We start from the raw sequence: 24,537 nt of genomic DNA, 5'->3' as shown, positions 1-24,537 counted from the left end.
CTATATTCCGACAAAGCCACCGGTTTGACCGGTGGCTTTGTTTCGCTCATTCTGAATAAAAAGGCAGGTTGGAAATATGTACTTTGACCACAGTGCAACGACTAAAGCAGATGAAAGAGTACTCCGGACATTCATGGATGTGTCGTCTGCATACTACGCAAATCCCGCTTCTTTGCATGCAGCAGGCAAACAGTCGGAAAAATTATTAGAACGGGCGCGGTTTCAGTTGCTCGAAATTATTGGAATGGGATTAACGGAAGGAGTATTTACTTCTGGAGGCACAGAAGCGAATAATCTCGCCATCATTGGATATGCACTGGCTAATCAGCATAAGGGCCGTCATCTCATCACAACGGAAATAGAACATTCATCTGTTCTAAATACATTTCAATATTTACAATCACAAGGTTTTGATGTCGACTATCTGGCTGTAGACAGCGAAGGACGAATCTCTATCGAAGAGCTCAAGCGCTGCTTACGGCAGGATACCTTATTAGTCAGTATTATTCACGTGAATAATGAAATTGGAACAGTTCAGCCTATAGCTGAATGCGCAAGAGTTATCCACAGCGTATCGCGTGCAGTTTTTCATTCGGATTGTGTTCAGAGCTTTGGAAAATTAATACCCGGAGATTTTCAGGACAGCCCGGATCTGATATCGCTGTCTGGGCATAAAATTTATGGTATCAAAGGATGCGGATTTTTAGCTTATCGAAAAAATCTGCGGATCCAGCCTATTACTTTTGGCGGCGGACAGGAAAGCGGTTTACGAAATGGTACGGTTTCTGTGCCGCACGCTGCCGCTTTGGCAAAGGCGGCACGTTTAATGAAGGAAGAAACTAATCTTGAACAATTTGCCCAGTGGCGAAATGAATTAGTTCAGTTTTTTTCTGAGATAGAAGATTGCAGGGTACTTGCTTCGAATGCGAGCGCGCCTTATATATTAGCCGTGGCATTTAAAAACATTACAGGAGAAGTAGCAGTAAATTTTTTGCAGGAAAAAGGAATTTATGTTTCGACTTCAAGTGCCTGTTCTTCAAAAACAGCGGGCATGAGTCATGTAATAGAAGCAATCGGCCTGCCGAAAGATTTTGAAAAAGGTGTAATCCGCATCAGTCTGGGGAAAGATCAGACAATACAAGAAATTCAGCAGCTGAAGGATGCAGTAAATCAATTGATGCAGCTATTGAAAAGGGGAACTGGAAAATGAACTGGAATACCATCTTAATCAGATATGGCGAAATGTCTCTTAAAGGAAAAAATAAAAGTAAATTTGTGCGTAAGTTAAAAGATAATATTAAAGCGGCGCTGCAGGAACTTTCGGGTATTACGATGCGAGCGGAACGCGACCGCATGTTTTTATATTCAGACCATCCAGAAGAATTGGAAAGAGCGATAGAAATATTACCAAGCGTATTTGGTATTCAATCGTTCAGTCCGATTGCAATTTGCGAACCCACACTTGAAGCGATAAAGTCTACTTCACTAGATGTATTGAGTAAAACTGAAACAGCGGGGAAGACATTTAAAGTGGAAGTGAAACGGACCGATAAAAGATTTCCGCTTGTAACAGGCGAACTGCAGCAAGAGCTTGGCGGACATGTACTCCGTGCATTTCCCGAATTAATTGTACAAATGAAGAAGCCTGAAATTTTATTGTTTATAGAAATTCAGAAACAGGGTGCCTATATTTCATCACATATATACAAAGGTGCCGGGGGAATGCCGGTTGGTTCAAATGGTCATTCACTTCTATTGTTATCAGGAGGAATTGACAGCCCTGTAGCAGGTTATTTAATGATGAAGAGAGGCGTGTCGTTTGATGCGATTCATTTTGCCAGTCCGCCGTTTACGAGTGAGCTCGCAAAACAAAAAGTAGAAGACATCATTAAACAGCTGTCCAAGTTTGGTGCGACAATCCGTCTGCACATTATACCGTTTACGGAATTACAGCAAGCAATCGTCAAACAAGTGCCCAGCAATTTGTCAATGACGACAACAAGACGAATGATGATGCAGATTGCGGATCGTGTACGTGAAGAAACCAACTCGCTGGGTTTGATTACAGGAGAAAGTCTTGGTCAGGTGGCAAGTCAGACGCTGGACAGTCTGACTGCAATCAATGAAGTGACAAATACACCGATTCTGCGACCATTGATCGCGATGGATAAACTAGAGATCATTCAAGTCGCAGAAAAGATCGGAACCTATTCAATCTCAATCCGTCCGTATGAAGATTGCTGTACGGTATTCACGCCATCCAGCTCAAAAACGAAGCCTCAAGTAGAAAAAGTCCGTTATTATGAAAGTTTTCAGGATTTCAATGAGATGATGGAAGATGCGGTAAACGGCCGTGAAACCATCATTCCGAGCAACCAGACGGAAGAAGAATTCGATGATTTTCTCTAAAGGAAATATTTCCAGTTACATCTCCTGCATGATTTTTTCAAAAGTGGCCATTCTATAGTCACAAGGAGGTGAACGACATGCCAAACAGCAACAACAACAACTCAAACCAGCTTTTAGTACCAGGAGTACAACAAGCACTAAACCAGATGAAAGAAGAGATCGCTTCTGAATTCGGTGTACAACTTGGACCAGATGCTTCATCGCGTGCCAACGGTTCCGTCGGCGGAGAAATTACTAAGCGATTAGTGCGTCAGGCTCAATCTCAAATGAACGGTTATTCAAAGTAATCAGTAATCAGTAAGACGGCCGTTCTGCTCACGCAGAACGGTCTTTTTATTTTGCTTTAAAATTTGCAAATAATACATTCCAATTTATTTCATCATGCTGATGGCGGCTTCAAACCGTGCAGTAGCTCATTTTGGTTTCAAGTTCATAAAAAAACCAATCAAAAGTGATTGGTTTTCGGCCTAGCGATCTTTAGTTATAGAACTCTTTTTCGTTTACTGGATGAGGGAATAAGGAGTTCTTCACGATATTTACTAACAGTTCTTCTTGATATCGTAATCCCTTGCTCCTCTAGAAATGAGTCAGCGATCTTTTGATCAGATAAAGGTTTCTTTTTATCTTCTTTTCCAATTAACTTTTGCAATAAAGACTTGACAGCTGATTGAGAAATACTGTTCCCATCTTGTGCAGATAACTTAGAAGTGAATAATGTACGCATTTCAAATGAACCGACTGGTGTTTGCATAATCTTATTAGATACCGCACGACTCACCGTAGATTCGTGCATCCCGATGCTGTCTGCAATATCTTTCAGGGTCATTGGCTGCAGTGATTCGGCACCTTTCCTGAAAAACGCCTCCTGTTTTTCAATCAAATTGGTAACGATTCTGATGATTGTATTTCTGCGCTGTTCAATGCTCGACAGCAGCCATTGAGCTTTCTTATGATAATCCCTCAGGTACGATGACAACTCCGACTTACCCTGCAGATTAGATACATATTCCCTTTGCAGTCCAATCTTCGGTAGTCCTTTATCATTTAAACGGAATGACAACTGACCTTCTTTTTCTTCGACGATGACGTCTGGAATCATGAATTCCGTGTTTGCGATGGTAAGTTCAGGACAGGGTCTGGGGTTTAATGTCAAGACGTACTCATGCAATTCATGTACGCTACGCAATGATATTTCCATACCCTTCGCAATCTCGGGCCATTTATGCTCTGCAACGAGTAAAAGATAATCTCGAATAAAGACTTCAGCTAATTCCGGACAGTTTTCACATTGATTTGCCTGCAGTAAGAGACATTCCTGTAAATTGCGGGCGCCAATGCCGGGAGGTCCAATTTGCTGCAGCAGTTCAATTCCTGACTCTATTTTGGACTCATCTTGAAATAGTATGTCTCCAGATAAGTATCCATTATCGTCCAGGTTATGAATCAAAGCTTTCAACAACTGTTGTGTGTCGCAATCACTGAAAGTTAAATTGACTTGGTTAATCAGCTGGTCACGTTTACTCTCTTCCTGCTGCTTTACCCAATCCAGCTGCTCCATTCCGGAACCAGATGATTTAACTGCTGCTGATTCCTGAAAATTGTCGCTTCCATCTGACTCCTGTAAATCAATCAGTGGATTTTCTAATTCCTGTTCCCTAATATATTGTTCTAAATCATACGTTGATAATTGTAGTAACTCAATGGCCTGACGCAATTCAGGTGTCATCCGCAAACTTAACTCTTGTTTTTGCTGTAGAATCATTTCCATTGGTTTAACCTCCTAAAATAAAACAATCCAATTTTAAAGAAAATGATTGCGCTTACACTTAATTTATTTCATCATACCATAATATTCTGCCATTTCTATAACGAATTTCTATATTCTATTGGGCTTACTGATAGTTACTGAGAGAATGTATGTAATATATGAGTGTGCTTTCTCATGTAATTTATTATTCTGAATCTAATTATGTAATAAAAATTGGTAATATTTTGAAATTTAAAAAGAGCTATATAAAAAGTTAAAACCAACTTTTTAGAATAGCCCGTTGCTTTATCATGGTTTTTCTAAATCATGTTTTTTTATGTGGTACTGCAGACTTTGTCGTGTAATGCCAAGTTTTCGGGCTGCTGCTGATATGTTCCAGTTAGTCTGTTCCAATGCGGATTGTATAAATTGCTTTTTTGAATGGTTTAATACATTTTTGATCGGTCTTCTCGCTTTAACTTCTCCGTTAGTATGAAATTGCTGCTGCACTAAAATTTTCCCCCGAATATAGGATGGTAAATGATCAATTTTAATTTCTTCCGCTTCATCTGATACCCGGATTACAATATTTTGTATTAAATGTTCCAGCTCACGAATATTCCCCGGCCATGGATATCTAAGCAGCGCATCACGCAGCACAGGCGACAGGGGAGGAGCTACGATAGACATTTTTGATTGGAAAGTCTCCAGGAAGTGATTTATGAAAAATAAAATATCTTCCGGCCGGTCGCGTAAAGGAGGGATGTAGAGACTTGTATTGGCAATGCGATAAAACAAGTCAAGACGCATCCGCTCTTCCGCAATCAATTTTTCCGGATCTTCATCTGATGCACTGATAACTGTACATCGAACCGGTGTTACATTATTAGAGCCGACTCTCCGAACTAAACGTTCCTGCAAGACACGCATTAGTTTCGATTGTAATGTCATTGGCATAGAGTTGATCTCATCCATAAATAAAGTACCATCTTCTGCAAATTCAAATAATCCTATTTGATCGGCTGCCCCAGTAAAAGCGCCTTTTACCGTACCAAACAATGTGCTTTCCAACAGATTTTCAGGGATAGCAGCACAGTTAATCGCAACAAATGGTTTATCTCTGCGGGAGCTGTGATTATGCATACTTTGTGCAAACAGCTCTTTGCCGGTACCTGTTTCTCCAACGATTAATGTGTCTGCGTTATGGACGGATACCGCTTGTGCTTCACGTAATAATTCTCTGAGTGATGTACTTTGCCCCTTAATATCTTCAAATGTAAAGACTGTTCCATTTGTGGAAAAGGTTTTCTCATCATCATGCTTATTGTTGCTGCGTTTCATTTCGATTGTTTGATAGAGTTGATCTTTTAATTTTGACTCGTTTGTGCTGATAGAGAAAACTCCGATTGTTTCTCCATCTTTCTGTATTGGATACGTACTGTAATTAACATACTTCGGTATGCCCGCAATCTTTGAATGTGCGCGATAACGGGAAAATATAGGTTTTCCTGTTTTGAATACATGCCGATGCTCGGAGTACTGCGGATTATAATTATAGGCATCCCATAGTGGCTTTCCAATAATCTCTTGTCCGCTTAAGCCTTCCATTTTTTCCTGAGCATCATTATAGACGATGATTTCCCCTTCAGCATTGCTCATCATAATTCCTTCATCAATGGTTTCAATCACTTTCTCCATACAAAAAAGACGCGCTTCGCTATTATCTAGCTGAAAGGCAAATTCCTTTATACACAGCACGATCAATTGTTGTGGTTCTTCGATTAACTTTACGGAAACTTGAAGCTGCTGTCCCTGTAATTCCAAAAAGAATTCTTCGTTATCGATAAATCGCAATTCTCCTCGATTGAATAGCTTTTTTATATTAGTTGTTGAGTCAATTGTAAAGCTTAAATTGTCTTTTAAACTGAACCATAACACTTCGCTTGAGTTATCGAGGACAATGACCCCGTCAACGAAACTTTGCATCAATGAACCTATTGTTTTGGCTAACATCCATCAAAACCTCCTTGTTGTGAAGAGTTTTTATTATAACACGCAACTGTCAGAAAAGTCTGCACTTGCATGCAAAATATATCTGCAACCTCTGAAAGCGCTTACTGCGAGCGGGTTATGATGAAAAAAGCTAAGGGAAGGGCAGGTGCAGATGAGTAATTTGTCTGCACTACAGACCGAATTTGCATAGTATATCTTGTTTTTTCGTTTTCTTATTCTGCTAGTTTAAAACCTTGATACAGCAACCTTTTTATTAATAATCAGAATTTATTTCCCTGAAACTATAAAGTTGGCACGCTATTTGCAATATATAATGGCGAGACACCAAAAAACAAACTTTCAGGAGGAATTCATTATGACAACTAAACCAGAAATTTTATATTCGGTAAAGGCACAAAGAGGACCTGAGTTACGCTGTAAAGGCTGGAGACAAGAAACGATCCTTCGAATGTTAGAAAATAATATGGAAAACGCAGAGAAGCCGGAAGAGCTGGTTATCTACGGCGGTATCGGAAAGGCAGCTCGTAACTGGGAATCTTATCATGCTATCGTAAAAACGTTGAAAGAACTAGAAGACGATGAAACTCTCGTAGTACAATCCGGTATGCCGGTAGCAGTATTTAAGACGCATAAATATGCTCCGACAGTAGTAATGGCAACTACAAACATCATGAAAGCAGATTGGCCGACATTTTATGACTTACAGGATAAGAACTTAACAATCTATGCAAACTATACAGCTGCACCTTGGGAATATATCGGAACACAGGGAGTCATCCAAGGGACGTTCGAAACACTTTCCGCGATTGCAAGACTTCACTATAATGACTCTCTTGTCGGTAAAATCTTGCTGACTGCAGGAGCAGGCGGAATGGGCGGAAACCAAACTCGTGCTATGACAATGCATGGCGGTGTTTGTATCCTGGTTGATTCAAATGTTGATATTATTAACCGCCGTATCGAAAAGGGCTTCATCGATGAATTGGCACCTTCACTTGATGAGGCAATCAAAAAGGCAAAAGAATATGCCGCAGCAGGTAAACCGCTTGGCATCGCTGTAGTAGGTAATGCAGCTGATGTGTTTGAAGAAGTACTGAAGAGTGATTTTCGTCCAGAAATTGCAACATCCATGACTCCGGGACATGACCCGATTTCATATCTGCCATCAGGATATACGGTTGAAGAGGCTGAACAGCTTCGTGACACGGATCGTAATCTGTACCTGGAAAAAGGCCGCGAAACAATGATTCGTGAATTGAAGGCATTGATTCAATTTATGGATGAAGGGGTTCACTCATTCGAATATGGAACGAGTCATCGTAAAGAATGTATTGATGCGGGTATGGATGAAAAAGAAGCAAAACGCTTGCCAGGCTTTGTGGCAGAATACATCCGACCGTTGTTCTGTGAAGGCCGCGGACCATTCCGCTGGGTATGCATGTCAGGTGAAGCGGAAGATCTTCGCAAAATCGATGATATGATTCTTGAGAAGTTTGCGGATGATTTCCTGGTTACTCGTTGGATCAAGCTGGCAAAAGAACATATTCCTATCGAAGCATTGCCTGCACGTATCTGTTATATGGGCTTCGGACAGCGTAAAAAGTTTGCGCTGGAAGTCAATGATATGATTCGCCGCGGTGAACTGGCTGGACCAGTTGCATTCTCACGTGACAACTTGGACTCAGGATCAATCGTTAATCCGACATTTGAATCTGAAAACATGAAAGACGGCAGCGACTTGATCTCTGACTGGCCGATGCTAAATGGACTTTTGAACGCTGTTGGAATGTGTGATTTAATCGCAATCCAAGCGAACTATTCAATGGGTGAAGCAGTTCATACGGGTGTAACAATGGTGGCGGATGGAACAGCTGAATCAGATATGCGCCTGGAAGTTGCTATGACTGTGGATTCTGGAATTGGCGTTGTTCGCCATGCGCAGGCTGGATATGAAATTGCACGCGACGTAGCGAATGGTCAAGGGAACTTAACAGAAGAAAGTATTCAAATTCCACTATGGTGGGAGCGCGAGGCTACATTCGGGCCGAAAGACTTGGAAAAAACAAAAGTTAAATAATAATGCAGCAAATATAATGAGAAGCGGGTGGGGGACGTCAAGTACCTGTTTGACATCCTCCCTTCTTTTTTTCAAAAACTGCTTAGGTGGGTGAAAGCGATGAACCATGTAAAAAATGACGTGGACCAAATGAATAGTACATTACCAGAAAAAGAAGGGAATATTTATTCAGGCCGGAATATCTTCAGCTTTTTCTTCTTTAGTTTAATTGGTGTATTTATGTTTTTTATTCCGATTGAAGTAAACGGGAAGAACTCTATTCCATTGGATCATTTTGTTACGTGGATTCGGAATACAGTGCCGTCCGTTGTCTCGTATTATATACTTTTGATCATGGTGCTCGGTGCAATCTATCCATTCTACGCAGGCAGCTGGAGAAAATCAAAAATCGATATAGCATTATCCGGAATGAAAGTTCTGGGGGCTGTCGCTGCAGCTTTGGTTCTATTCAAAACTGGACCAGACTGGCTGATGGCAGAAGATATGGGTCCGTATTATTTCTCTGTTGTAGTAACTCCTATTGGTGTTTTGGTTCCGATTGGTGCAATTTTTTTAGCTCTGCTTGTAGGGTACGGTCTATTGGAATTCATCGGGATTCTTATGCAGCCTGTCATGAGACCTATTTGGAGGACACCGGGAAGATCAGCCATTGATGCTGTTGCCTCTTTTGTTGGCAGTTACTCCATTGGTCTGTTAATCACTAATCGTATTTACAAAGAAGGAAAATATTCCAGACGTGAAGCAACTATCATCGCAACCGGATTCTCCACTGTTTCTGCTACATTCATGGTGGTTGTAGCGAAGACGTTAGATCTAATGGAAATTTGGAATCTGTATTTTTGGATTACATTCTTCGTTACATTTTTAGTAACAGCAATCACAGTAAGAATGTGGCCAATCAATAAAATCCGGGATGATTATTATACGGGTGAAGGTTTTCCAGAGATAGTCATCAAAGAAAAAAGAATTCAGCAGGCGTGGCATCAGTCTATGATAACCGCTCAAAATGCGCCCAGTCTTCTGAAAAATGTCCTATCTACATTGAAGGACGGCGTTTTAATGGCGATGAGTATCTTGCCGTCTGTCATGGCAATTGGACTGCTGGGGCTGATCCTGGCTAATCATACGCCTATCTTTGATTATTTGGCATACTTATTTCTGCCATTAACCTGGCTGCTGCAAATACCCGAACCATTTCTTGCTGCAAAAGCTGCCATGATCAATTTAGTGGATATGTTTTTGCCGTCGTTAATGGTTGTGGAAGCTAGCTTGCATACAAGATTTATCATAGCTAGTATATCCATCTCTACAATCTTATTTTTCTCAGCACTTATTCCGTGTATCTTATCCACAGATATACCCATAAAGATGCGGGAAATACTGTTCTTATGGTTTATTCGTACGGTATTGTCTTTAATCATAGTGACGCCGTTAGCTTTCCTGTTTTTGTGAAAACGCTTACCTTTTGAAGTGGAAGGCAATGTTTGAATGGAGGTTTTTATTGTGACTCAAATGAATGAAAGAAAACCAGTTGATTTGGTTATTCGTCATGCTGCGGAAGTGTTAACTTGCACTGGTGATAGTATGTCTGAATTAGGTGTCATAAAGGATGCCTGGATTGCAGTGAAAGATGGCCGTATTGCAGGTGTTGGTAAAGAGGAAGAAGGCAGCGGGATATTTGACCTGAATGATGCTGTTCAACTTGATGCAACAGGTAAGGTTATTGCGCCCGGTTTTGTTGATTCCCATACGCATTTGGTTTTCAATGGCACACGAGTAGAAGAGTACGCCGCAAAATTAGCGGGGGATGATCGAAAAAGGTTAGAAGATCTCGGTATTACTACAGGACCAAACCGGACAATTGAATTGACTCGTCATGCATCTGAGGAAGAGCTGTTTCAACAATCAAAAAAGCGGATGATGAACATGCTGCAGTACGGCATGACAACCATCGAAAGCAAAAGCGGCTATGGGCTCACTACGGAAAGTGAAATAAAAATTTTAGAAGTTGGACGGCGCCTTGATAAAGAAACCCCGGTTGATGTCTACAATACCTTTTTAGGCGCACATGGTTTTCCTGAAGGTGTGACGAAGGAAGAGTATCTTCGCATTATTATCGATGAGATGATTCCGAAAGTCGGAGAGCTGAAACTCGCGGAATTCTGTGATGCCTGGTGTGATGACGGATACTTTACAGCTAGAGAGTCCGAAGAAATTTTGGAAGCTGGTTTGAAATATGGCATGAAACCTAAACTGCACGCTGATGCTTACTCCTACATTGGCGGATCTGACCTCGCAGTCAAAATGAATATGGTATCAGTCGATCATTTGAACTACACACCAGTGGAAGTAATGGAAAAGTTAGCTCAATCAAAGGTTACAGGTGTATTGATGCCTGCGTTAGATTTTGCGGTGAATCATAAGAAACCTTTTGAGGCACGAAAGATGCTAGATCTGGGAATGAATATAGCTTTGGCAACGGATCTATGTCCTGCTTGCTACACGGAATCCATGCAGTTTGTAATAAACTTGGCTTGCAGACTCTATAAATTCACTGTGGAAGAAGCAATCAAAGCAGCCACATACGGAGGAGCTTGTGCATTGGACTTAGATGACCGCGGTGTCATTGCAGAAGGGAAAATAGCAGATCTTCAAATTTGGTCAATTCCCTCCTATGTCCATATCGCATACGAACTTGGGACGAATATAGTGGAAACCGTTTTGAAAGACGGAAAAGTTGTTGTGGATCAAGCGAAATTACAGTAAGAAAAGGGGTTTTATTTAATGACAAACAAACAAGTAAAAAAAAATGCGGCAGAATGTGTCAATGAAAAACGATTACTGGATTTGTTCTTGGAAATGGCGAAAATAGATGGCCCAAGCGGAAAAGAACAAAAAGTTGCTGACTATTTGAAAAAGACCCTCCCTGAACTTGGTTTTACACTTCAGTTTGACGAAGCGCATAAAAGCTTTGACGGAGAAGTTGGAAACCTGATTGCCTATAAAGAAGGAACGGACTCATCGGTGCCACCTTTGTTTTTCTCTACTCATATGGATACAGTCCTGTCCACTAAGGATTTGAAACCGGTTATTAAAGACGGAGTGATTTACTCCGACGGAACGACTATTCTTGGAGCAGATGACCGGGCTGCATTAGCTGCATATATTGAAGGAGTACGGGCGGTAATTGAAAGCGGGATTCCTCACGGGCCGATCGAATTGGTTTTAACAGTGAACGAACAACCCGGTTTGGTTGGCGCACGCTATTTAGACTACAGCAGACCCAAAAGTGATTTCGGCTACATATTCGACAGCAGCGGCGACGTAGGGCAGACGATTTTGAAAGGGCCTTACAGCAGCAGAATATGGATGAAAGTAAAAGGGAATGCAGCGCATATTGCATTGAATTCCGAAGAAGGCAATAATGCTTTCATCCTGGCTGCAGCAGGTTTATTGGAAATCCACCTCGGTGAAATTGATAATGAAACGCTGGCGAATATCGGCATAATCGAAGGTGGAGAACTGACATCGATCATACCCGGAGAGGTTACAGTGGCCGGTGAAGTACGCAGCTTTTCTAAAGAAAAACTGGATAAGCAGTTACAGCATATGGAAGATGCGATGACAAAAGCAGTGGAAGCTAGAGGCGGTAAAGTAGAAGTGACAATTGAGAAAAAATACAGCGGTTTCTCGATTCCAGAAGATCATATATTGACGCAAACTGTTTTGAACGCGTCTGAAAATATTGAAATAAAGCCGTATTTAACTGAAACACTCGGCGGCGCCGATACAAATGTGCTGAATGAAAATGGCTTGACATGTCTGACACTTGGAAATGGATTCCAAAACATTCACTCATTCAGAGAGTGTATAAGTGAAGAAAACTTGACGAATACAGGAAGACTGACAGCTGCACTGATTCAGCAATGGTATGACAGCCACAAGTAATACATGATGACAAATTGGAGAGTAAGGTTGATCTCAGATGTGAAAATAGAATTATGGAGGAATCTACTTGATAACAAATCCCGTGTTCATTTCTGTAATAGTTTTAACGGTATTAAGTCTGGCCAGAGTACACGTAATATTTGCAATATTAATGGCAGCAATTACAGCAGGACTTCTCTCCAGTTTGTCATTATCTGAAACACTTTCCACCTTTCTTGGCGGAATGGGCGGTCAGTCGGAAACAGCATTAAGCTATATTCTTTTAGGTATATTCGCCGCAATGATTGCGCATTCGAATATTACAAAAATGCTGATCAATAAATTAATGTCTGTTAAAAAGATGAATAAATATATGTTGTTGCTTATGATTGCGGGTCTAACTTGTTTATCGGGAAACTTAATCCCGGTCCATATCGCGTTTATACCGATACTGATCCCGCCTTTACTAATCTTCTTTAATTATTTACGTTTAGATCGGAGAGCAGTTGCCTGTGCACTGACTTTTGGCTTGAAGATGCCGTATATTCTGATCCCGGCCGGCTATGGCTTAATATTCCATGGCATCATCGTGCAGGAAATCAGCTCGAACGGCATGCCGGTCACTCTTTCACAAGTTCCTCTGGCGATGGCATTGCCTGCAGTGGGCATGTTTGTAGGATTATTCATTGCTGTTTTTATAACGTATCGCAAACCGCGTGACTATGAAACGGAAGAAGAACGCGCTGTCCATGCAGAGATGTTTGCTACAACTTTGCAGCTGGCTGCAGGAACAGAGAATGTTAAACAGAAATTAGAGTTGCGTGACATAATGACTCTCGTTGCCATTGTCGCTGCGCTTGCTGTTCAAATCACAGCGCATTCTTTAGTAATCGGTGCGCTGGTCGGAATTATTGTCATGTTTGCCGCACGCGTTGTTACATTGGGTGAAGGCGAATTAGTGGTCCAAGAAGGTGTGAAACTAATGGGTGCAATCGCGTTTGTCATGCTCCTTGCCTCCGGGTATGCCACCGTTTTAAAAGATACAGGTTCGGTAGACAGTTTAGTAACGGCTGTAGAAAGTTATTTCAGCTATGGAAAAGTTGCGGGTGCTGCATTATTATTATTGATAGGATTGCTGGTCACAATGGGAATCGGTACATCATTCGGGACCATTCCAATTCTGGCCGCTGTATTCGTACCGATATGTATGTTAATGGGTTTCAGCCCGCTAGCGACGATTGCGCTGATCGGTACGGCCGGTGCACTGGGCGACGCTGGTTCACCCGCGTCAGACAGTACACTTGGACCTACATCGGGATTAAATGCGGATGGTAAACATCATCACATATGGGATACATGTGTACCAACATTCCTTCATTATAATATTCCTTTATTCGTATTCGGAATAATAGCTGCTGTTATTTTATAAAATCAGAGAATTAGAGGTGTTTCGATGAGCGAAAAAAAGGTAATTCAACTAGATGGAGAGTCACTTGATAGGCAACAGATTGAGCGCATAGTTTATGAAAATGTACTAGTCGGTATTTCCGAACACGCCGTTAAACGCGTGCTGGAAAGTCGGGAGCGAATTGAAAAACAACTGAGAGACGGCAAAGTTATTTATGGAGTGAACACGGGATTCGGGAAGTTAAGTGATATTCAAATTGAGGAAGAAGATATCGCGAAGTTACAGCTTAATTTGCTCCGTGCAGATGCTGTAGGTGTAGGTGATCCATTACCAAAGCCTGTAGTTCGTGCAATGATGATTTTACGGGCGAACGCTTTAGCAAAAGGTTTTTCAGGGATTAAAGAAGATACGCTCCAGCTATTGGTTCAGATGATAAATAAAGGTGTTCATCCCGTTGTACCTTGTAAAGGATCGGTCGGCGCAAGCGGGGACTTGGCTCCGCTTGCACATGTAGCCATTGTCCTTATTGGAGAAGGCCGTGCTGAATATAAGGGAGAAATCCTTACAGGCGGCGAAGCATTGAAGCGTGCAGGTTTGGAACCGGTTACTCTTCAGGCTAAAGAAGGACTGGCCCTGATAAATGGAACTCAGGCAATGACTGCAGTCGGTGTGATCGGCTTCAATGAAGTGGAGCGTATCGGATACGCGGCGGATATGTCAGCGAGTTTGACAATGGAGGCGTTGCGCGGAATTATTACTGCATTTGACAGTGAGCTGTTGGCAGTTCGACCCCATAGAGAATTTGAAGTAGTTGCATCCCGGATTCGAAATTGGCTGGAAGGCAGTAAACGTGTGACGAGTCAGGGACAGATTCGTATGCAGGATGCCTATTCTATTCGCTGTATTCCACAAGTCCACGGTGCCTCATGGCAATCATTCCAGTATGTGGAAGACCGTTTGAGTGTGGAAATGAATTCTGCGACTGACAATCCGATCATTCTGGAAAATGGGGAAATCATTTCAGGCGGACATTTCCATGGACAGCCAATTGCTCTGGCTATGGACTTCATGAAGGTGGGTGCCGCAGAATTGGCTAATATTTCTGAGCGGAGAATTGAGCGTTTAGTGAATCCGCAGTTAAGCGGATTGTCACCGTTCCTCGCGACAGATCCCGGTCTTGAATGTGGGTTGATGGTTGCACAATATGCCGCAGCTGCGCTGGTTTCAGAGAACAAGGTACTTGCACACCCTGCAAGCGTGGATTCAATTCCGACGTCAGCTAATCAGGAAGACCATGTCAGCATGGGGACGATCGGATCCAGACAAGCGCGTGAAATTATTCATAATAGTGCGCGTGTCATTGCAATCGAACTGATTTGTGCGTCACAGGCGATTCATCTTGATCATGCTGAAAGCGAGCTGGCGCCTGCCACTAAATCCTATTTGGAAAAAGTGCGTGAAATTTGTCCTCCATTACTTGGAGATCGTGATATTTCTGAACAAATTGAACAATTGGCACAGTTCTTATTACGCGATGATACGTTAACGCAGAAAAAACTATAAGCGACATCAATTACTTCAGTCCGATCTTTTGTCTGACGATATGCAGAATCGCCGGCCAAAGGAAAATCTATATTCTCTCCTTTACTCATACATTTGAAGAGGTTGTCCAAAAAGTCCTATAACATGACTTTTTGCGACAGCCTCTTTATTGTTTCGATTTAGTTATGGGTCTTCATCAAAATCGGTTCTTGACATCTTGTCTGGTAGATATTGCGAGGATTATGCTGCGCAATGCTTCTTTACAAAGAGTGGATTTAGTTGGTGCGGTTTCGCTTGCCCGACTTTGCAGGTGGTTTGATTGAGGTGTGGGTTTGCAGTTTGAATCAGCTTCGGCGCTGGGGGATTGCCTTACGCTATGAGCCTACTGGCGAAGAACATGCCAGCAGTCTCACAGCCACGGCCGACCCCGCAGTTGCGCCTGCGCTGGTGTGGAGAAAGTATGTCATGTTGCTCTTTGCAAAGTACCGAGTAGAGTTGGTGTGTTTTCGTTGCTCGACTTTGCAAACACATAACTACATGTTCTGGATAAGAGTACGATTTATTAACCCAGAAAACTCCGCTCCTTATTGCATTCAGATTTTTCCAGACCATGTGTAAAATTATGCAATAAAAAGATATTTGCATGCAAGTAATTTCTGCAGGAGGGAAAAGTAGAGAAATGCTATATAAGACGGACCTATTTTCATTTTCTCATATCGAAATGCAAATAATATCTGCACTAAACAAAGACATTTTCAAATTATATAGCAGCAAGTCTTTTAATTAGTCTGAATATTTTTATTTGAGTAAAAATAAGTGCTTGCAAATAAAGGGTTTCCAATACTTTACCTGTTTTATTTTAATTCTAACCTGCTTCTTGGCACGGAAGTTGCAAAGTATATAGTACATAATGGCTCTGGCTTGCTATTGATCTAACCTGATTAGTTTTTAAAATATTTAAGTTGTAACGAACTATTTATTCCTTATCAAATATCTGGTTTTGCTTCCGTCATTTTATTATTGAAAATGAATGAAAAGGAGAATGATTATGATGAAAAACTTATGGCGTAAGGAAGTACATAATTTAACGCCTTATGTTCCGGGTAAGCCAATTGAAGATGTGAAAAGGGAGCTGGGACTCGATGAGGTGATCCGACTCGCATCGAATGAGAATCCGTATGGACCATCCGTAAAAGCGCTTTCCGCTATGGAGCGTTCGGTGCGTGATAGTTGGCTTTATCCCGAGCCTACGAGCCGTGAGCTTCGCGAAGCGCTCGGGCAGAAATATGGGCTGGATGCTGAGCAATTGATCGTAGCTAATGGTGCAGACCACATTATCTCTCTCCTAGGCCATGCTTATATCAACGAGGGTGATGAAGTGATTTATTGTCAGCCGACCTTTTCCAGCTACGAAGCGGTCACATTGCTGATGGGCGGGGTTCCTGTTGAAGTTACATCCAACGAAGATTTCACAGTCAATTTGAAAGGGATTCTCGAGGCGGTCACTGACAAGACTAAGCTGATCTTCATTTGTAATCCAAATAATCCGACGGGAACTATTGTGGATGATGATGAACTGCTGACATTTCTTGAAAGTTTACCTTCACATGTTATCGCCATTCTCGATGAGGCTTATGTGGAGTATGTAGATTCACCAAAGTATAAAACATGCATCGATTTCATCAAAGCAGGACTTCCCGTAATTGGTGTAAGAACATTTTCTAAGTTTTACGGCTTAGCAGGAGCGAGAGTTGGCTACGCTATGGCAAATTCAAAATATATACAATCTTTACAAGCTGTCAGACAAACATTTGCGGTCAATAGAATTGCGCTCGCAGGAGCTCTGGCTTCTTTGGAGGATGAAGCATTCGGAGCCGTTGTGTTTGAAAAAAACTGCTCTGAGAGACAGCGATTGACTGATGCTTTAATAGACCTCGAGTGTGAAGTAGTAGACTCTCAATCCAATTTCATTTTCGTTAATGTCAAACAAGATATATCAAAGGTGTTTGCAAGACTTATGGAAAGAGGTCTTTTGATCAGACCCTGCACTCCTTGGAAGCTTTCAACGTACGGAAGAATCACTATTGGTACAAATGAAGAAAATAATAAATTAATTCAGGCTTTAAAAGAAGTGCTTTAAAAATGGAGGTGCAGAAATGAAGGATGGCAAGAAACTTGTTTGGATCCTCGATGATGAGTGGACGGAACATCATCTGGAAGAAGAATTGTTTAATCAGAATGGATTCACATTGAAAGTATCCACTTCTGCTACTCTTTCTGATGACTTGGCAGAGTATGGTCCTGCCGCGGATGGCGTCATCGTCCAAGTGGGGTTTAATTGTGAGAAAAGGATCATCGATCAATTAGACAGTTGTAAAGTGATTGCTGTATATGGTGTGGGATTCAATCACGTCGATATCGAGGCAGCAGCGGAAAAAGAAATTCCTGTCTGCAATGTACCTGATTATTGTGTAGAGGAAGTGGCAGATCATACGATTGCTTTGATGCTGGCTGTAAGCCGCCGGATTAAAAGTTACAGTCGGCAAGTAGAAAATGGAAAGTGGGATGCTCTGGAAACACTGCCGTTTAAAAGATTCAAAGACATGACGATAGGGTTATTCGGTTTTGGAAGGATCTCTCAATTAGTCGCTAAGAAACTTCAGACATTTGGATCTCGAATAATAGCTTTTGATAAATATGCTGACCGGCAAGTATTTGATGAATTAGGTGTCACGAGCGTTTCGATGAAAGAATTATTAACTCAATCAGATTTATTGAGCCTGCATATACCAATCACTCCGGAAACGGAAAATATCATGAATTCTGAAACACTTCAACTGATGCCAAAAGGAGCCTTTCTGATCAACACTTGCAGAGGAGGAGTTGTAAATGAGAAGGATTTAGCAGCGGCCATTGCTGCAGGTCAAATAGGCGGTGCAGGATTAGATGTATTGAAAGAGGAGCCTCCGCGTCAGGATAATCCTCTTTTACAACAGAGAGAAGTATTAATCACCCCGCATTGCTCCTACATTTCGGAAAACTCTGTAGCAACGTTAAAACAAAGAACGTGTACGTTAATCTTAGATGGTGTTGACAGGGACCACTTTGAAAATGTAGTAAATCTAAAGACTTTCGCTAATTAATTTCAAGTGGGGAGTGAAATGATATGACTGTAAAAAAACGCTTTTTAGCCGTTGAAGAATATGTAATTATCGTGCTGTTTTCAGCTATGATTATTATTTTGGCCAGCCAGGTATTCACTCGGTATGTATTGTCATTTACTTTGCCGTGGGCAGAGCAATTGACCCGTGTAATGTTTGTTTGGATTACATTTGCAGGAATTAGTCTGGCTGTCTCAAAGAGAATGCACTTACGAGTAACAGCCATCACAATGATCATTCCGGAAAGATGGCATCCGAGAGTATTTTTAGTCGGTGATGTAATTGCAGCGGCATTCGGTTTTTTCATGGCGTACCGCATTTACTTATCGATGATGGATATTATGGCGCGCGGCCAAACCTTTCCTGTCATTTGGGGAATGCCGACTTGGGTCATGTACCTTCCGGGAGCACTCGGTATGCTAGGTTTTGGATTAAGGATGGTATTCATAAACATAGTTCCTGCTCTTCGTAATTGGAGTGGTATGAACCCCGAAAGTGATAAAGAAAATGATACTATTGACCACTTCTAGATTAGGGGGATAAAACATGCTAACAGTATTATTCATCACATTAGCCATTTGCATGCTCCTGACAGTTCCAATTGCGGTAGCCATTGCAATTTCCACCATTGTCGGATTCATGGTATTTCATCCGGGAACCCCGATGTTCAATTTACTGGCACAGGCAATGGTTACTTCTGCAGATTCTTTTCCGCTAATGGCAGTGCCGGCCTTTATGCTGGTAGGAACCTTAATGGGAAAGGGCGGAATTGCAGACAGCTTAGTTGGATTGGCAGAAGGAGTTACTAGAAAAATGCCCGGCGGTCTTGGAATGGCAGGGATTGTAGCCAGTATGTTCTTTGCAGCAATCTCAGGGTCAGGGCCTGCAATTGTAGCAGCCATTGGTTCAATATTGATTCCTCAAATGAGTAAGCGGAATTATCCGCCTGCTTACTCTGCAGCGCTTTTAGCTGCAGCCAGTATTATAGGTGTCGTCATTCCGCCAAGTATCCCCTTAATTATGTTCGGTGTAGTGGCTGGAGCTTCCGTAACAAAATTATTTATAGGCGGTATTATCCCGGGGCTTTTAATGGGTGTTGGCTTAATTATCGTAAATTACCTAGTTTGTAAAAAGAAAGGTTATGGCGTTGTTTCTCTTGAAATGCAAGAGCTGGAACAGCAAGAAAAAGTCTCTGTAGGCAGGCAACTATGGAATGCAAAATGGGCTTTGTTTATGCCAATCCTTATACTTGGCGGTATTTATGCAGGAATTTTCACACCGACCGAGTCGGCAGTAGTCGGATCTGTATATGCTTTGCTGGTCGGTTTGCTTGTATCCAAAAGTTTAAATTGGCAAGGAATTAAAGAAAGTCTCATTGAGGCTTCACTGTTATCTGCAATTATCATGTTCTTAATTGGCGGTTCGTTAACTTTTGGCCGGCTGCTTACAATGGAGCATATTCCGGAAAGGATTGCTAATACTTTATTTGAAATCTCCAGTAATGGAATCGTCATTATGTTGCTGATCATGCTGTTTCTGTTAATAACAGGGATGTTTATCGATACCATTTCAAATATTATTTTATTCACTCCAATATTCTTGCCGGTTATCATCCAGCTTGGTTACGATCCCGTCTACTTTGGAGTATTAATGACAATCAATCTGGCAATAGGGTACTTGACTCCTCCGGTGGGCGTATCACTATTTGTTGCACAAGGGGTGGCGAAAGTGCCGTTTGAAAGTATAGTGCGGCAAGTGATGCCGTTCTTGGTCATCCTGCTCGTGTTACTGCTGCTGTTCCTATTATTTCCTTCCATTATTATGGTGCTTCCGAATATGCTGTAACTCTATTTCAAAAGTTAAAGGAGGTGAGAGGAAACCCTGGATGATTGATGTGATGAGTTTGGTGAAGATAAAATAGAAAGAGGGGGATGTAAAATGAAAAGACTTTTTATGATGCTTGTAATGATTTGCACAGTGGTTCTCATGACGGCCTGCGGAGATGATTCGACTTCTGCCGATGCAACATCGAAGGATAAAGTGAAGGCAAAAACAATCCGCGTTGGTCATGAAGCAACCGAAGAAACTGCGGTTCACTTGGGAATCCAAAAGTTTGCAGATTTAGTCAATGAAAAATCAGACGGTGAACTATTTGTTGAAGTATTTGCAAATAGTACGATGGGAAGTAACCGGGAAATGCTGGAATCTCTTCAAAACGGTACGTTAGAAGCAGCATTGCCGACTACAGCACCTTTAAGTTCATTTACAAATAAATCCTTACTATTCGATTTACCTTACTTATTTAAAAATCGTGAATCGGCTGAGCATGTGTTGGACGGAAAGATTGGCGATCAAGTAATGGAGGACCTGGAAGAGTCGGGATTCATAGGATTAGGCTGGCTGACACAGGGATTCAGACATATTGCCGTCAATACGAGTCAGCCGGTCACCAAACCGGATGATTTGAAAGGTATACGGATCCGGACAATCGATAATCCGATCCACATCGCGCATTTTGAAGAACTTGGCGCAAGTGCTGCACCCATAGCGTTTACAGAAGTGTTTACTGCTATGCAGCAAGGTGTAGTGGATGGTCTGGAAAATCCTTATGCTAATATCGATACGATGGGCTTTAACGAAGTGGCGGATTATTTGGTCGAAACGAGCCACATATATGATGCCATACCAATTTTATTCTCCAAAGTGGTTTGGGACACGCTGACACCGGAACAACAAACTTTATTAAAAGATTCGGCCAAGGAAGCAAGTCAATATCAAAGGGACTTGCAAGAAGAAATGGATGGAGAAATCCGTAAGAAATATGAAGCAGATCCTGACGGGATTAAAGTATCTAAATTATCGGATGAGGAACGTGCTGTGTTTTTAGAGAAGGCACAGCCTGTCTACGATAAATATGAAGATAAAGTAGGTAAAGAGTTAATTGATGATGCATTTGAAGAGCAGAAAGACTTTTAATAATAGATAATTTAGCAACTTGTACTATGAAAATAGTATAAGTTGCTTTTTATATAATGAAGTGAATGTAATCAGGACACAAAAATTTTGAAATGTGCGCATGGTATTTGTATACTGGTACTATTATGTAAAAGGGGGAATGAACATGAACCGAGAAGAATTACTCGCACCAGATCGTTATAATATCGTCTCTGAATTCGAAAAATATGCGACAGGCGACGGAAGGAAAGCGCTAATTTACGTGGACTCTCAAAATCAGCAGCAAGAAGTAACTTACGATGAGCTCATGAAAGCCGCCAATCGCACAGCCAATGTACTGACCACTAACGGCCTGGCTGAAGGTGATGTGGTGTTAGTTATGGTACCGCGTATGATTGAAGCATATGTTACATATATTGGTGCGCTCAAAGCGGGTCTAGTAGTCATCCCCAGTTCAGAAATGCTGCGTTCCTCTGATATTGAATATCGAATCGAACATAGCGGAGCGAAAGCAATCATTGCCTTTGACGCCTTCAATGACCAGCTGGAACATGTCGGCAATATTGATAATGTGAAAGTTTTTATTATCGGCAAAGCAGAAGAAGGAGAAATCCCGCTGACTGAGCAGGAAAAGAATGCCTCTTCAGAATTTACTGCCAGCAATACAAAAAGTACGGATACCGCTTTCCTGTCCTATACATCAGGCACTACAGGTAAACCAAAAGGCGTCGTTCATACGCATGCATGGGGATACGCGCATCTGCGTACAACCGGACCGAACTGGCTTGGCATTGAAGAAGGGGATCGTGTATGGGCAACTGCAGCTCCCGGATGGCAAAAGTGGATCTGGACTCCGTTCTTATCTGTTCTTGGAAGCGGGGCAACAGGATTTGTCTATAATGGCAAATTCAATGTAGATAAGTATTTTAATTTTCTAGATGAATATCAAATTAATGTGCTTTGTTGTACACCGACAGAATATCGTTTCATGGCAAAAGCGGAAAACCTCAGCGACTTTTCATTAGCTTCTATTAAAAGCGCCGTATCAGCGGGTGAGCCGCTGAATCGTGAAATCATTGAAATTTTCGATAAGCAATTTTCATTAGCTGTCCGCGATGGTTATGGTCAGACGGAAAATACGCTGCTGGTCGGCACGATGATCGGCATGGAAGCGAAACCCGGTTCAATGGGGATGCCGACTCCTGGCAACCAGGTGGAGATTATTACGGATGAAGGAACGATTGCGGCTGCGGATGAGGTTGGGGATATCGCCGTCCATCAATCAACCCCCGCCTTGTTCCAAGAATATCTAAATGACCCGGAACGTACGAAAATGCAATTCAGAGGTGAATATTATGTAACGGGCGACCGTGCAAAGAGAGATAAAGACGGTTACTTCTGGTTTGAGGGACGCGGAGATGATATTATTGTCAGCTCCGGTTATACAATTGGGCCATTCGAAGTGGAAGATGCATTAATTAAACACCCTGCTGTCCGTGAGTGCGCGGTAGTCGGCAGTCCGGATCCCGAACGCGGCAATGTTGTGAAAGCATTTGTCGTTCTCAGAGATGCAGCGGCCGGGTCAGAACAGCTGATTAAAGAATTGCAGCAGCATGTGAAGCAAATGACAGCTCCTTATAAGTATCCGCGTAAGATTGAGTTTTTAGATGAACTGCCCAAGACAAGTTCAGGCAAAATTATGCGTGTAGAACTGCGTAAAAAAGAACAGAATCCACAAGATTAAAAATGAAAAGGGCTGTTCAAAAGTCGTCTTAGTCCGACGTTTGAACAGCCCTTTGATTTGGTATCAGAAAAATGTACGCTGGACTTTCTCAAAAAAGGAGTTGTCGGACAACTTAGCTGTCCGAATAACACGGTCACTCAGCACTGCTTCTACTTTTTCTACTTGTTTTACTGCCAGTGCTTCATTATCAGCAGCAGTAGATGGAAACTCGTTGCCTTCCTGTTGAATATCAAGTGTCAATTTTCGGCTGCCGCTTAAAATGAACGAAGTACCGAGTGTGCGGTAGCGGTTATTATTGACCGATGCCAGTTCGGAAACTTGGAAGCAAGGAAGCAGCGGATCAATCACTGCACCGCGGACTGATTTATTGTAAGCGGTACTGCCCGTCGGTGTGGAGATGATCATACCATCTCCCAAAAATGTCTCAAACAGCAGCTCGTCAATTGAAATATCCATCACGAACGTGCGTATAATTGTAGATCGGATGCTAAATTCGTTTAGACAAAAGAAGGGTTTATGCTGATTTATTGTGACTTCAAGCAGCGGGTAATGACGTTCTTCAATATTTGGCTGCTTCAAGGTACGCACTAATGAACTGATGTCATCGTATTTAAAGTCACAGTACACACCGTGTTCTCCTTTTACAGACAGCCCGATATACAGGCAGTCCGGGCGGAAATCTGTCTTTCTGGCGGCTTGGAGAAATGTTCCGTCGCTGCCGATACTGATAATGACAGCAGCTTCCGTATGATGATCAGTAAGGGTAAAACCTTCTTTTTTCAATTGTTTCTCGACATATGCTTTTTTATGAATCATATCTTCGTCAAGCCGGCTGAATAAATAGATTGTCTGTTCAGAAGCCATTGGAAATCGTCCCCTTTGTCAGTTAATAGAGTAAGTGTAGCATGAATGAAACATTTGAACGATCAGAAACGTACAGTAAGTTGTGAACAAAGGAGGAATGTAACGAATGACAGCAAAAAGATGGATTGCAGTGGCAGTAGCCGCGACTTTGATATTTGTATCGATCGGAATCAACACAATGTCTTGGTTTTTTACGAGAGACTGGAATAATCTTCTCAATGAAATTACGGCGGTTGAACAGGATGTGCAGGAAACAGTCGTGGAAGATGGAAGTATGGATGAACGGATTGCGGTACTTTCAGTAGATGGCGTTATCCAAGATACGGGTGCGGCATCTTTATTCAGCGGCACGGAATATAATCACCAGCGCTTTATGGCGCAGTTAGCTCAATTGAATGAAGATCCTACGGTAAAAGGTATTGTACTATCAGTGAACTCGCCGGGTGGCGGGGTATTGGAATCATCCGATATCTATGATGCGTTTACTGAAATGCAAGAAACAAAAGAGATACCAATCTACGTTGCAATGGGAGGAATGGCGGCTTCAGGAGGCTATTATATTTCAGCCCCGGCAGAGAAGATTTTCGTTCATCCGGAAACGTTGACTGGATCAATTGGTGTCATCATGCAGTCAATCAATTACGGTAAACTGGCCGAAAAATATGGTGTCGATTTCCCGACGATTAAATC

19 protein-coding genes are annotated in these 24,537 nt (G+C 42.0%); 16 read left to right on the top strand and 3 right to left on the bottom strand.

Features of this window, described 5'->3' with window-relative positions; all coding sequences use genetic code 11:
* The first annotated feature begins 76 nt into the window (after nt 1-76).
* From GDZ68_RS13970 to GDZ68_RS13960, 3 genes are all read left to right on the top strand, one after another.
* Complete coding sequence (locus GDZ68_RS13970) at nt 77-1,210, top strand: cysteine desulfurase family protein (RefSeq protein ID WP_153722924.1); 1,134 nt, start codon at nt 77-79, stop codon at nt 1,208-1,210.
* Entirely contained in the window at nt 1,207-2,409 is a 1,203-nt protein-coding gene (gene thiI / locus GDZ68_RS13965; protein WP_153722923.1) for a tRNA uracil 4-sulfurtransferase ThiI, read from the top strand. Before GDZ68_RS13970 ends, thiI begins: the two co-directional genes overlap by 4 nt.
* A 77-nt stretch (nt 2,410-2,486) precedes the next feature.
* Nucleotides 2,487-2,696, top strand: a complete 210-nt coding sequence (locus GDZ68_RS13960) for an alpha/beta-type small acid-soluble spore protein (protein ID WP_153722922.1) — start codon at nt 2,487-2,489, stop codon at nt 2,694-2,696.
* Between the two features lie 194 nt (nt 2,697-2,890).
* Here the strand turns inward: GDZ68_RS13960 and rpoN are convergent, their stop codons facing one another.
* Together rpoN and GDZ68_RS13950 are read right to left on the bottom strand one after the other, a co-directional pair.
* Entirely contained in the window at nt 2,891-4,177 is a 1,287-nt protein-coding gene (gene rpoN / locus GDZ68_RS13955; protein ID WP_153722921.1) for an RNA polymerase factor sigma-54, read from the bottom strand.
* A 288-nt stretch (nt 4,178-4,465) separates the two neighbouring features.
* Nucleotides 4,466-6,169: a sigma-54 interaction domain-containing protein gene (locus GDZ68_RS13950; protein WP_153722920.1), complete on the bottom strand. Its 1,704-nt coding sequence runs from the start codon at nt 6,167-6,169 to the stop codon at nt 4,466-4,468.
* A 355-nt stretch (nt 6,170-6,524) separates the two neighbouring features.
* Between GDZ68_RS13950 and hutU the strand changes: the two genes are divergently transcribed.
* From hutU to mbcS, 12 genes are all read left to right on the top strand, one after another.
* On the top strand, nt 6,525-8,246 hold the full coding sequence (gene hutU, locus GDZ68_RS13945; protein ID WP_153722919.1) for a urocanate hydratase: 1,722 nt from the start codon (nt 6,525-6,527) through the stop codon (nt 8,244-8,246).
* 129 nt (nt 8,247-8,375) lie between these two features.
* On the top strand, nt 8,376-9,698 hold the full coding sequence (locus tag GDZ68_RS13940) for a YjiH family protein (protein WP_153722967.1): 1,323 nt from the start codon (nt 8,376-8,378) through the stop codon (nt 9,696-9,698).
* 60 nt (nt 9,699-9,758) lie between these two features.
* On the top strand, nt 9,759-11,012 hold the full coding sequence (gene hutI, locus GDZ68_RS13935) for an imidazolonepropionase (RefSeq protein WP_228551121.1): 1,254 nt from the start codon (nt 9,759-9,761) through the stop codon (nt 11,010-11,012).
* 18 nt (nt 11,013-11,030) lie between these two features.
* Nucleotides 11,031-12,194, top strand: coding sequence for a M20/M25/M40 family metallo-hydrolase (locus GDZ68_RS13930; protein ID WP_153722917.1), 1,164 nt, complete (start codon nt 11,031-11,033; stop codon nt 12,192-12,194).
* A 67-nt stretch (nt 12,195-12,261) separates the two neighbouring features.
* Nucleotides 12,262-13,602, top strand: a complete 1,341-nt coding sequence (locus tag GDZ68_RS13925) for a Na+/H+ antiporter family protein (RefSeq protein WP_228551118.1) — start codon at nt 12,262-12,264, stop codon at nt 13,600-13,602.
* A gap of 24 nt (nt 13,603-13,626) precedes the next feature.
* Nucleotides 13,627-15,144 carry a histidine ammonia-lyase gene (gene hutH / locus GDZ68_RS13920; protein WP_153722916.1) on the top strand — a complete coding sequence of 506 codons (1,518 nt, stop codon included), beginning with the start codon at nt 13,627-13,629 and terminating at the stop codon, nt 15,142-15,144.
* A 1,027-nt stretch (nt 15,145-16,171) separates the two neighbouring features.
* Nucleotides 16,172-17,263: a histidinol-phosphate transaminase gene (gene hisC / locus GDZ68_RS13915; protein WP_153722915.1), complete on the top strand. Its 1,092-nt coding sequence runs from the start codon at nt 16,172-16,174 to the stop codon at nt 17,261-17,263.
* A gap of 16 nt (nt 17,264-17,279) precedes the next feature.
* Entirely contained in the window at nt 17,280-18,266 is a 987-nt protein-coding gene (locus tag GDZ68_RS13910) for a C-terminal binding protein (protein ID WP_153722914.1), read from the top strand.
* A gap of 23 nt (nt 18,267-18,289) precedes the next feature.
* On the top strand, nt 18,290-18,814 hold the full coding sequence (locus GDZ68_RS13905; RefSeq protein ID WP_153722913.1) for a TRAP transporter small permease: 525 nt from the start codon (nt 18,290-18,292) through the stop codon (nt 18,812-18,814).
* Nucleotides 18,815-18,830: 16 nt separating this feature from the next.
* Nucleotides 18,831-20,129 carry a TRAP transporter large permease gene (locus tag GDZ68_RS13900; RefSeq protein WP_153722912.1) on the top strand — a complete coding sequence of 433 codons (1,299 nt, stop codon included), beginning with the start codon at nt 18,831-18,833 and terminating at the stop codon, nt 20,127-20,129.
* A 93-nt stretch (nt 20,130-20,222) separates the two neighbouring features.
* On the top strand, nt 20,223-21,260 hold the full coding sequence (locus GDZ68_RS13895) for a TRAP transporter substrate-binding protein (protein WP_153722911.1): 1,038 nt from the start codon (nt 20,223-20,225) through the stop codon (nt 21,258-21,260).
* Between the two features lie 145 nt (nt 21,261-21,405).
* The gene (gene mbcS / locus GDZ68_RS13890; RefSeq protein ID WP_194841175.1) at nt 21,406-22,983 is read left to right on the top strand and encodes an acyl-CoA synthetase MbcS; all 1,578 of its coding nucleotides are present in this window, start codon (nt 21,406-21,408) and stop codon (nt 22,981-22,983) included.
* Between the two features lie 63 nt (nt 22,984-23,046).
* Here mbcS and GDZ68_RS13885 read toward each other — a convergent pair whose 3' ends face one another.
* A complete protein-coding gene (locus tag GDZ68_RS13885) occupies nt 23,047-23,847 on the bottom strand; it encodes an NAD kinase (RefSeq protein WP_153722909.1) in 801 nt (266 codons plus the stop codon).
* A 106-nt stretch (nt 23,848-23,953) separates the two neighbouring features.
* Between GDZ68_RS13885 and GDZ68_RS13880 the strand changes: the two genes are divergently transcribed.
* Nucleotides 23,954-24,537 (top strand): S49 family peptidase (locus tag GDZ68_RS13880; RefSeq protein WP_194841174.1); only part of this gene is annotated, 584 nt, incomplete at its 3' end.

This window comes from Sporosarcina cascadiensis (assembly GCF_009650995.1).
Taxonomy (GTDB): Bacteria; Bacillota; Bacilli; order Bacillales_A; family Planococcaceae; genus Sporosarcina; species Sporosarcina cascadiensis.
Note: the sequence above shows the minus strand (reverse complement) of the source record. Positions and strands in the feature narration are given on the sequence as shown.

Coding starts and splice junctions, on each gene's coding strand:
- GDZ68_RS13970 (WP_153722924.1), top strand. CDS start 77: ATGTACTTTGACCACAGTGCAACGACTAAAGCAGATGAAAGAGTACTC.
- thiI (WP_153722923.1), top strand. CDS start 1,207: ATGAACTGGAATACCATCTTAATCAGATATGGCGAAATGTCTCTTAAA.
- GDZ68_RS13960 (WP_153722922.1), top strand. CDS start 2,487: ATGCCAAACAGCAACAACAACAACTCAAACCAGCTTTTAGTACCAGGA.
- rpoN (WP_153722921.1), bottom strand. CDS start 4,177: ATGGAAATGATTCTACAGCAAAAACAAGAGTTAAGTTTGCGGATGACA.
- GDZ68_RS13950 (WP_153722920.1), bottom strand. CDS start 6,169: ATGTTAGCCAAAACAATAGGTTCATTGATGCAAAGTTTCGTTGACGGG.
- hutU (WP_153722919.1), top strand. CDS start 6,525: ATGACAACTAAACCAGAAATTTTATATTCGGTAAAGGCACAAAGAGGA.
- GDZ68_RS13940 (WP_153722967.1), top strand. CDS start 8,376: ATGAATAGTACATTACCAGAAAAAGAAGGGAATATTTATTCAGGCCGG.
- hutI (WP_228551121.1), top strand. CDS start 9,759: ATGAATGAAAGAAAACCAGTTGATTTGGTTATTCGTCATGCTGCGGAA.
- GDZ68_RS13930 (WP_153722917.1), top strand. CDS start 11,031: ATGACAAACAAACAAGTAAAAAAAAATGCGGCAGAATGTGTCAATGAA.
- hutH (WP_153722916.1), top strand. CDS start 13,627: ATGAGCGAAAAAAAGGTAATTCAACTAGATGGAGAGTCACTTGATAGG.
- hisC (WP_153722915.1), top strand. CDS start 16,172: ATGATGAAAAACTTATGGCGTAAGGAAGTACATAATTTAACGCCTTAT.
- GDZ68_RS13910 (WP_153722914.1), top strand. CDS start 17,280: ATGAAGGATGGCAAGAAACTTGTTTGGATCCTCGATGATGAGTGGACG.
- GDZ68_RS13905 (WP_153722913.1), top strand. CDS start 18,290: ATGACTGTAAAAAAACGCTTTTTAGCCGTTGAAGAATATGTAATTATC.
- GDZ68_RS13900 (WP_153722912.1), top strand. CDS start 18,831: ATGCTAACAGTATTATTCATCACATTAGCCATTTGCATGCTCCTGACA.
- GDZ68_RS13895 (WP_153722911.1), top strand. CDS start 20,223: ATGAAAAGACTTTTTATGATGCTTGTAATGATTTGCACAGTGGTTCTC.
- mbcS (WP_194841175.1), top strand. CDS start 21,406: ATGAACCGAGAAGAATTACTCGCACCAGATCGTTATAATATCGTCTCT.
- GDZ68_RS13885 (WP_153722909.1), bottom strand. CDS start 23,847: ATGGCTTCTGAACAGACAATCTATTTATTCAGCCGGCTTGACGAAGAT.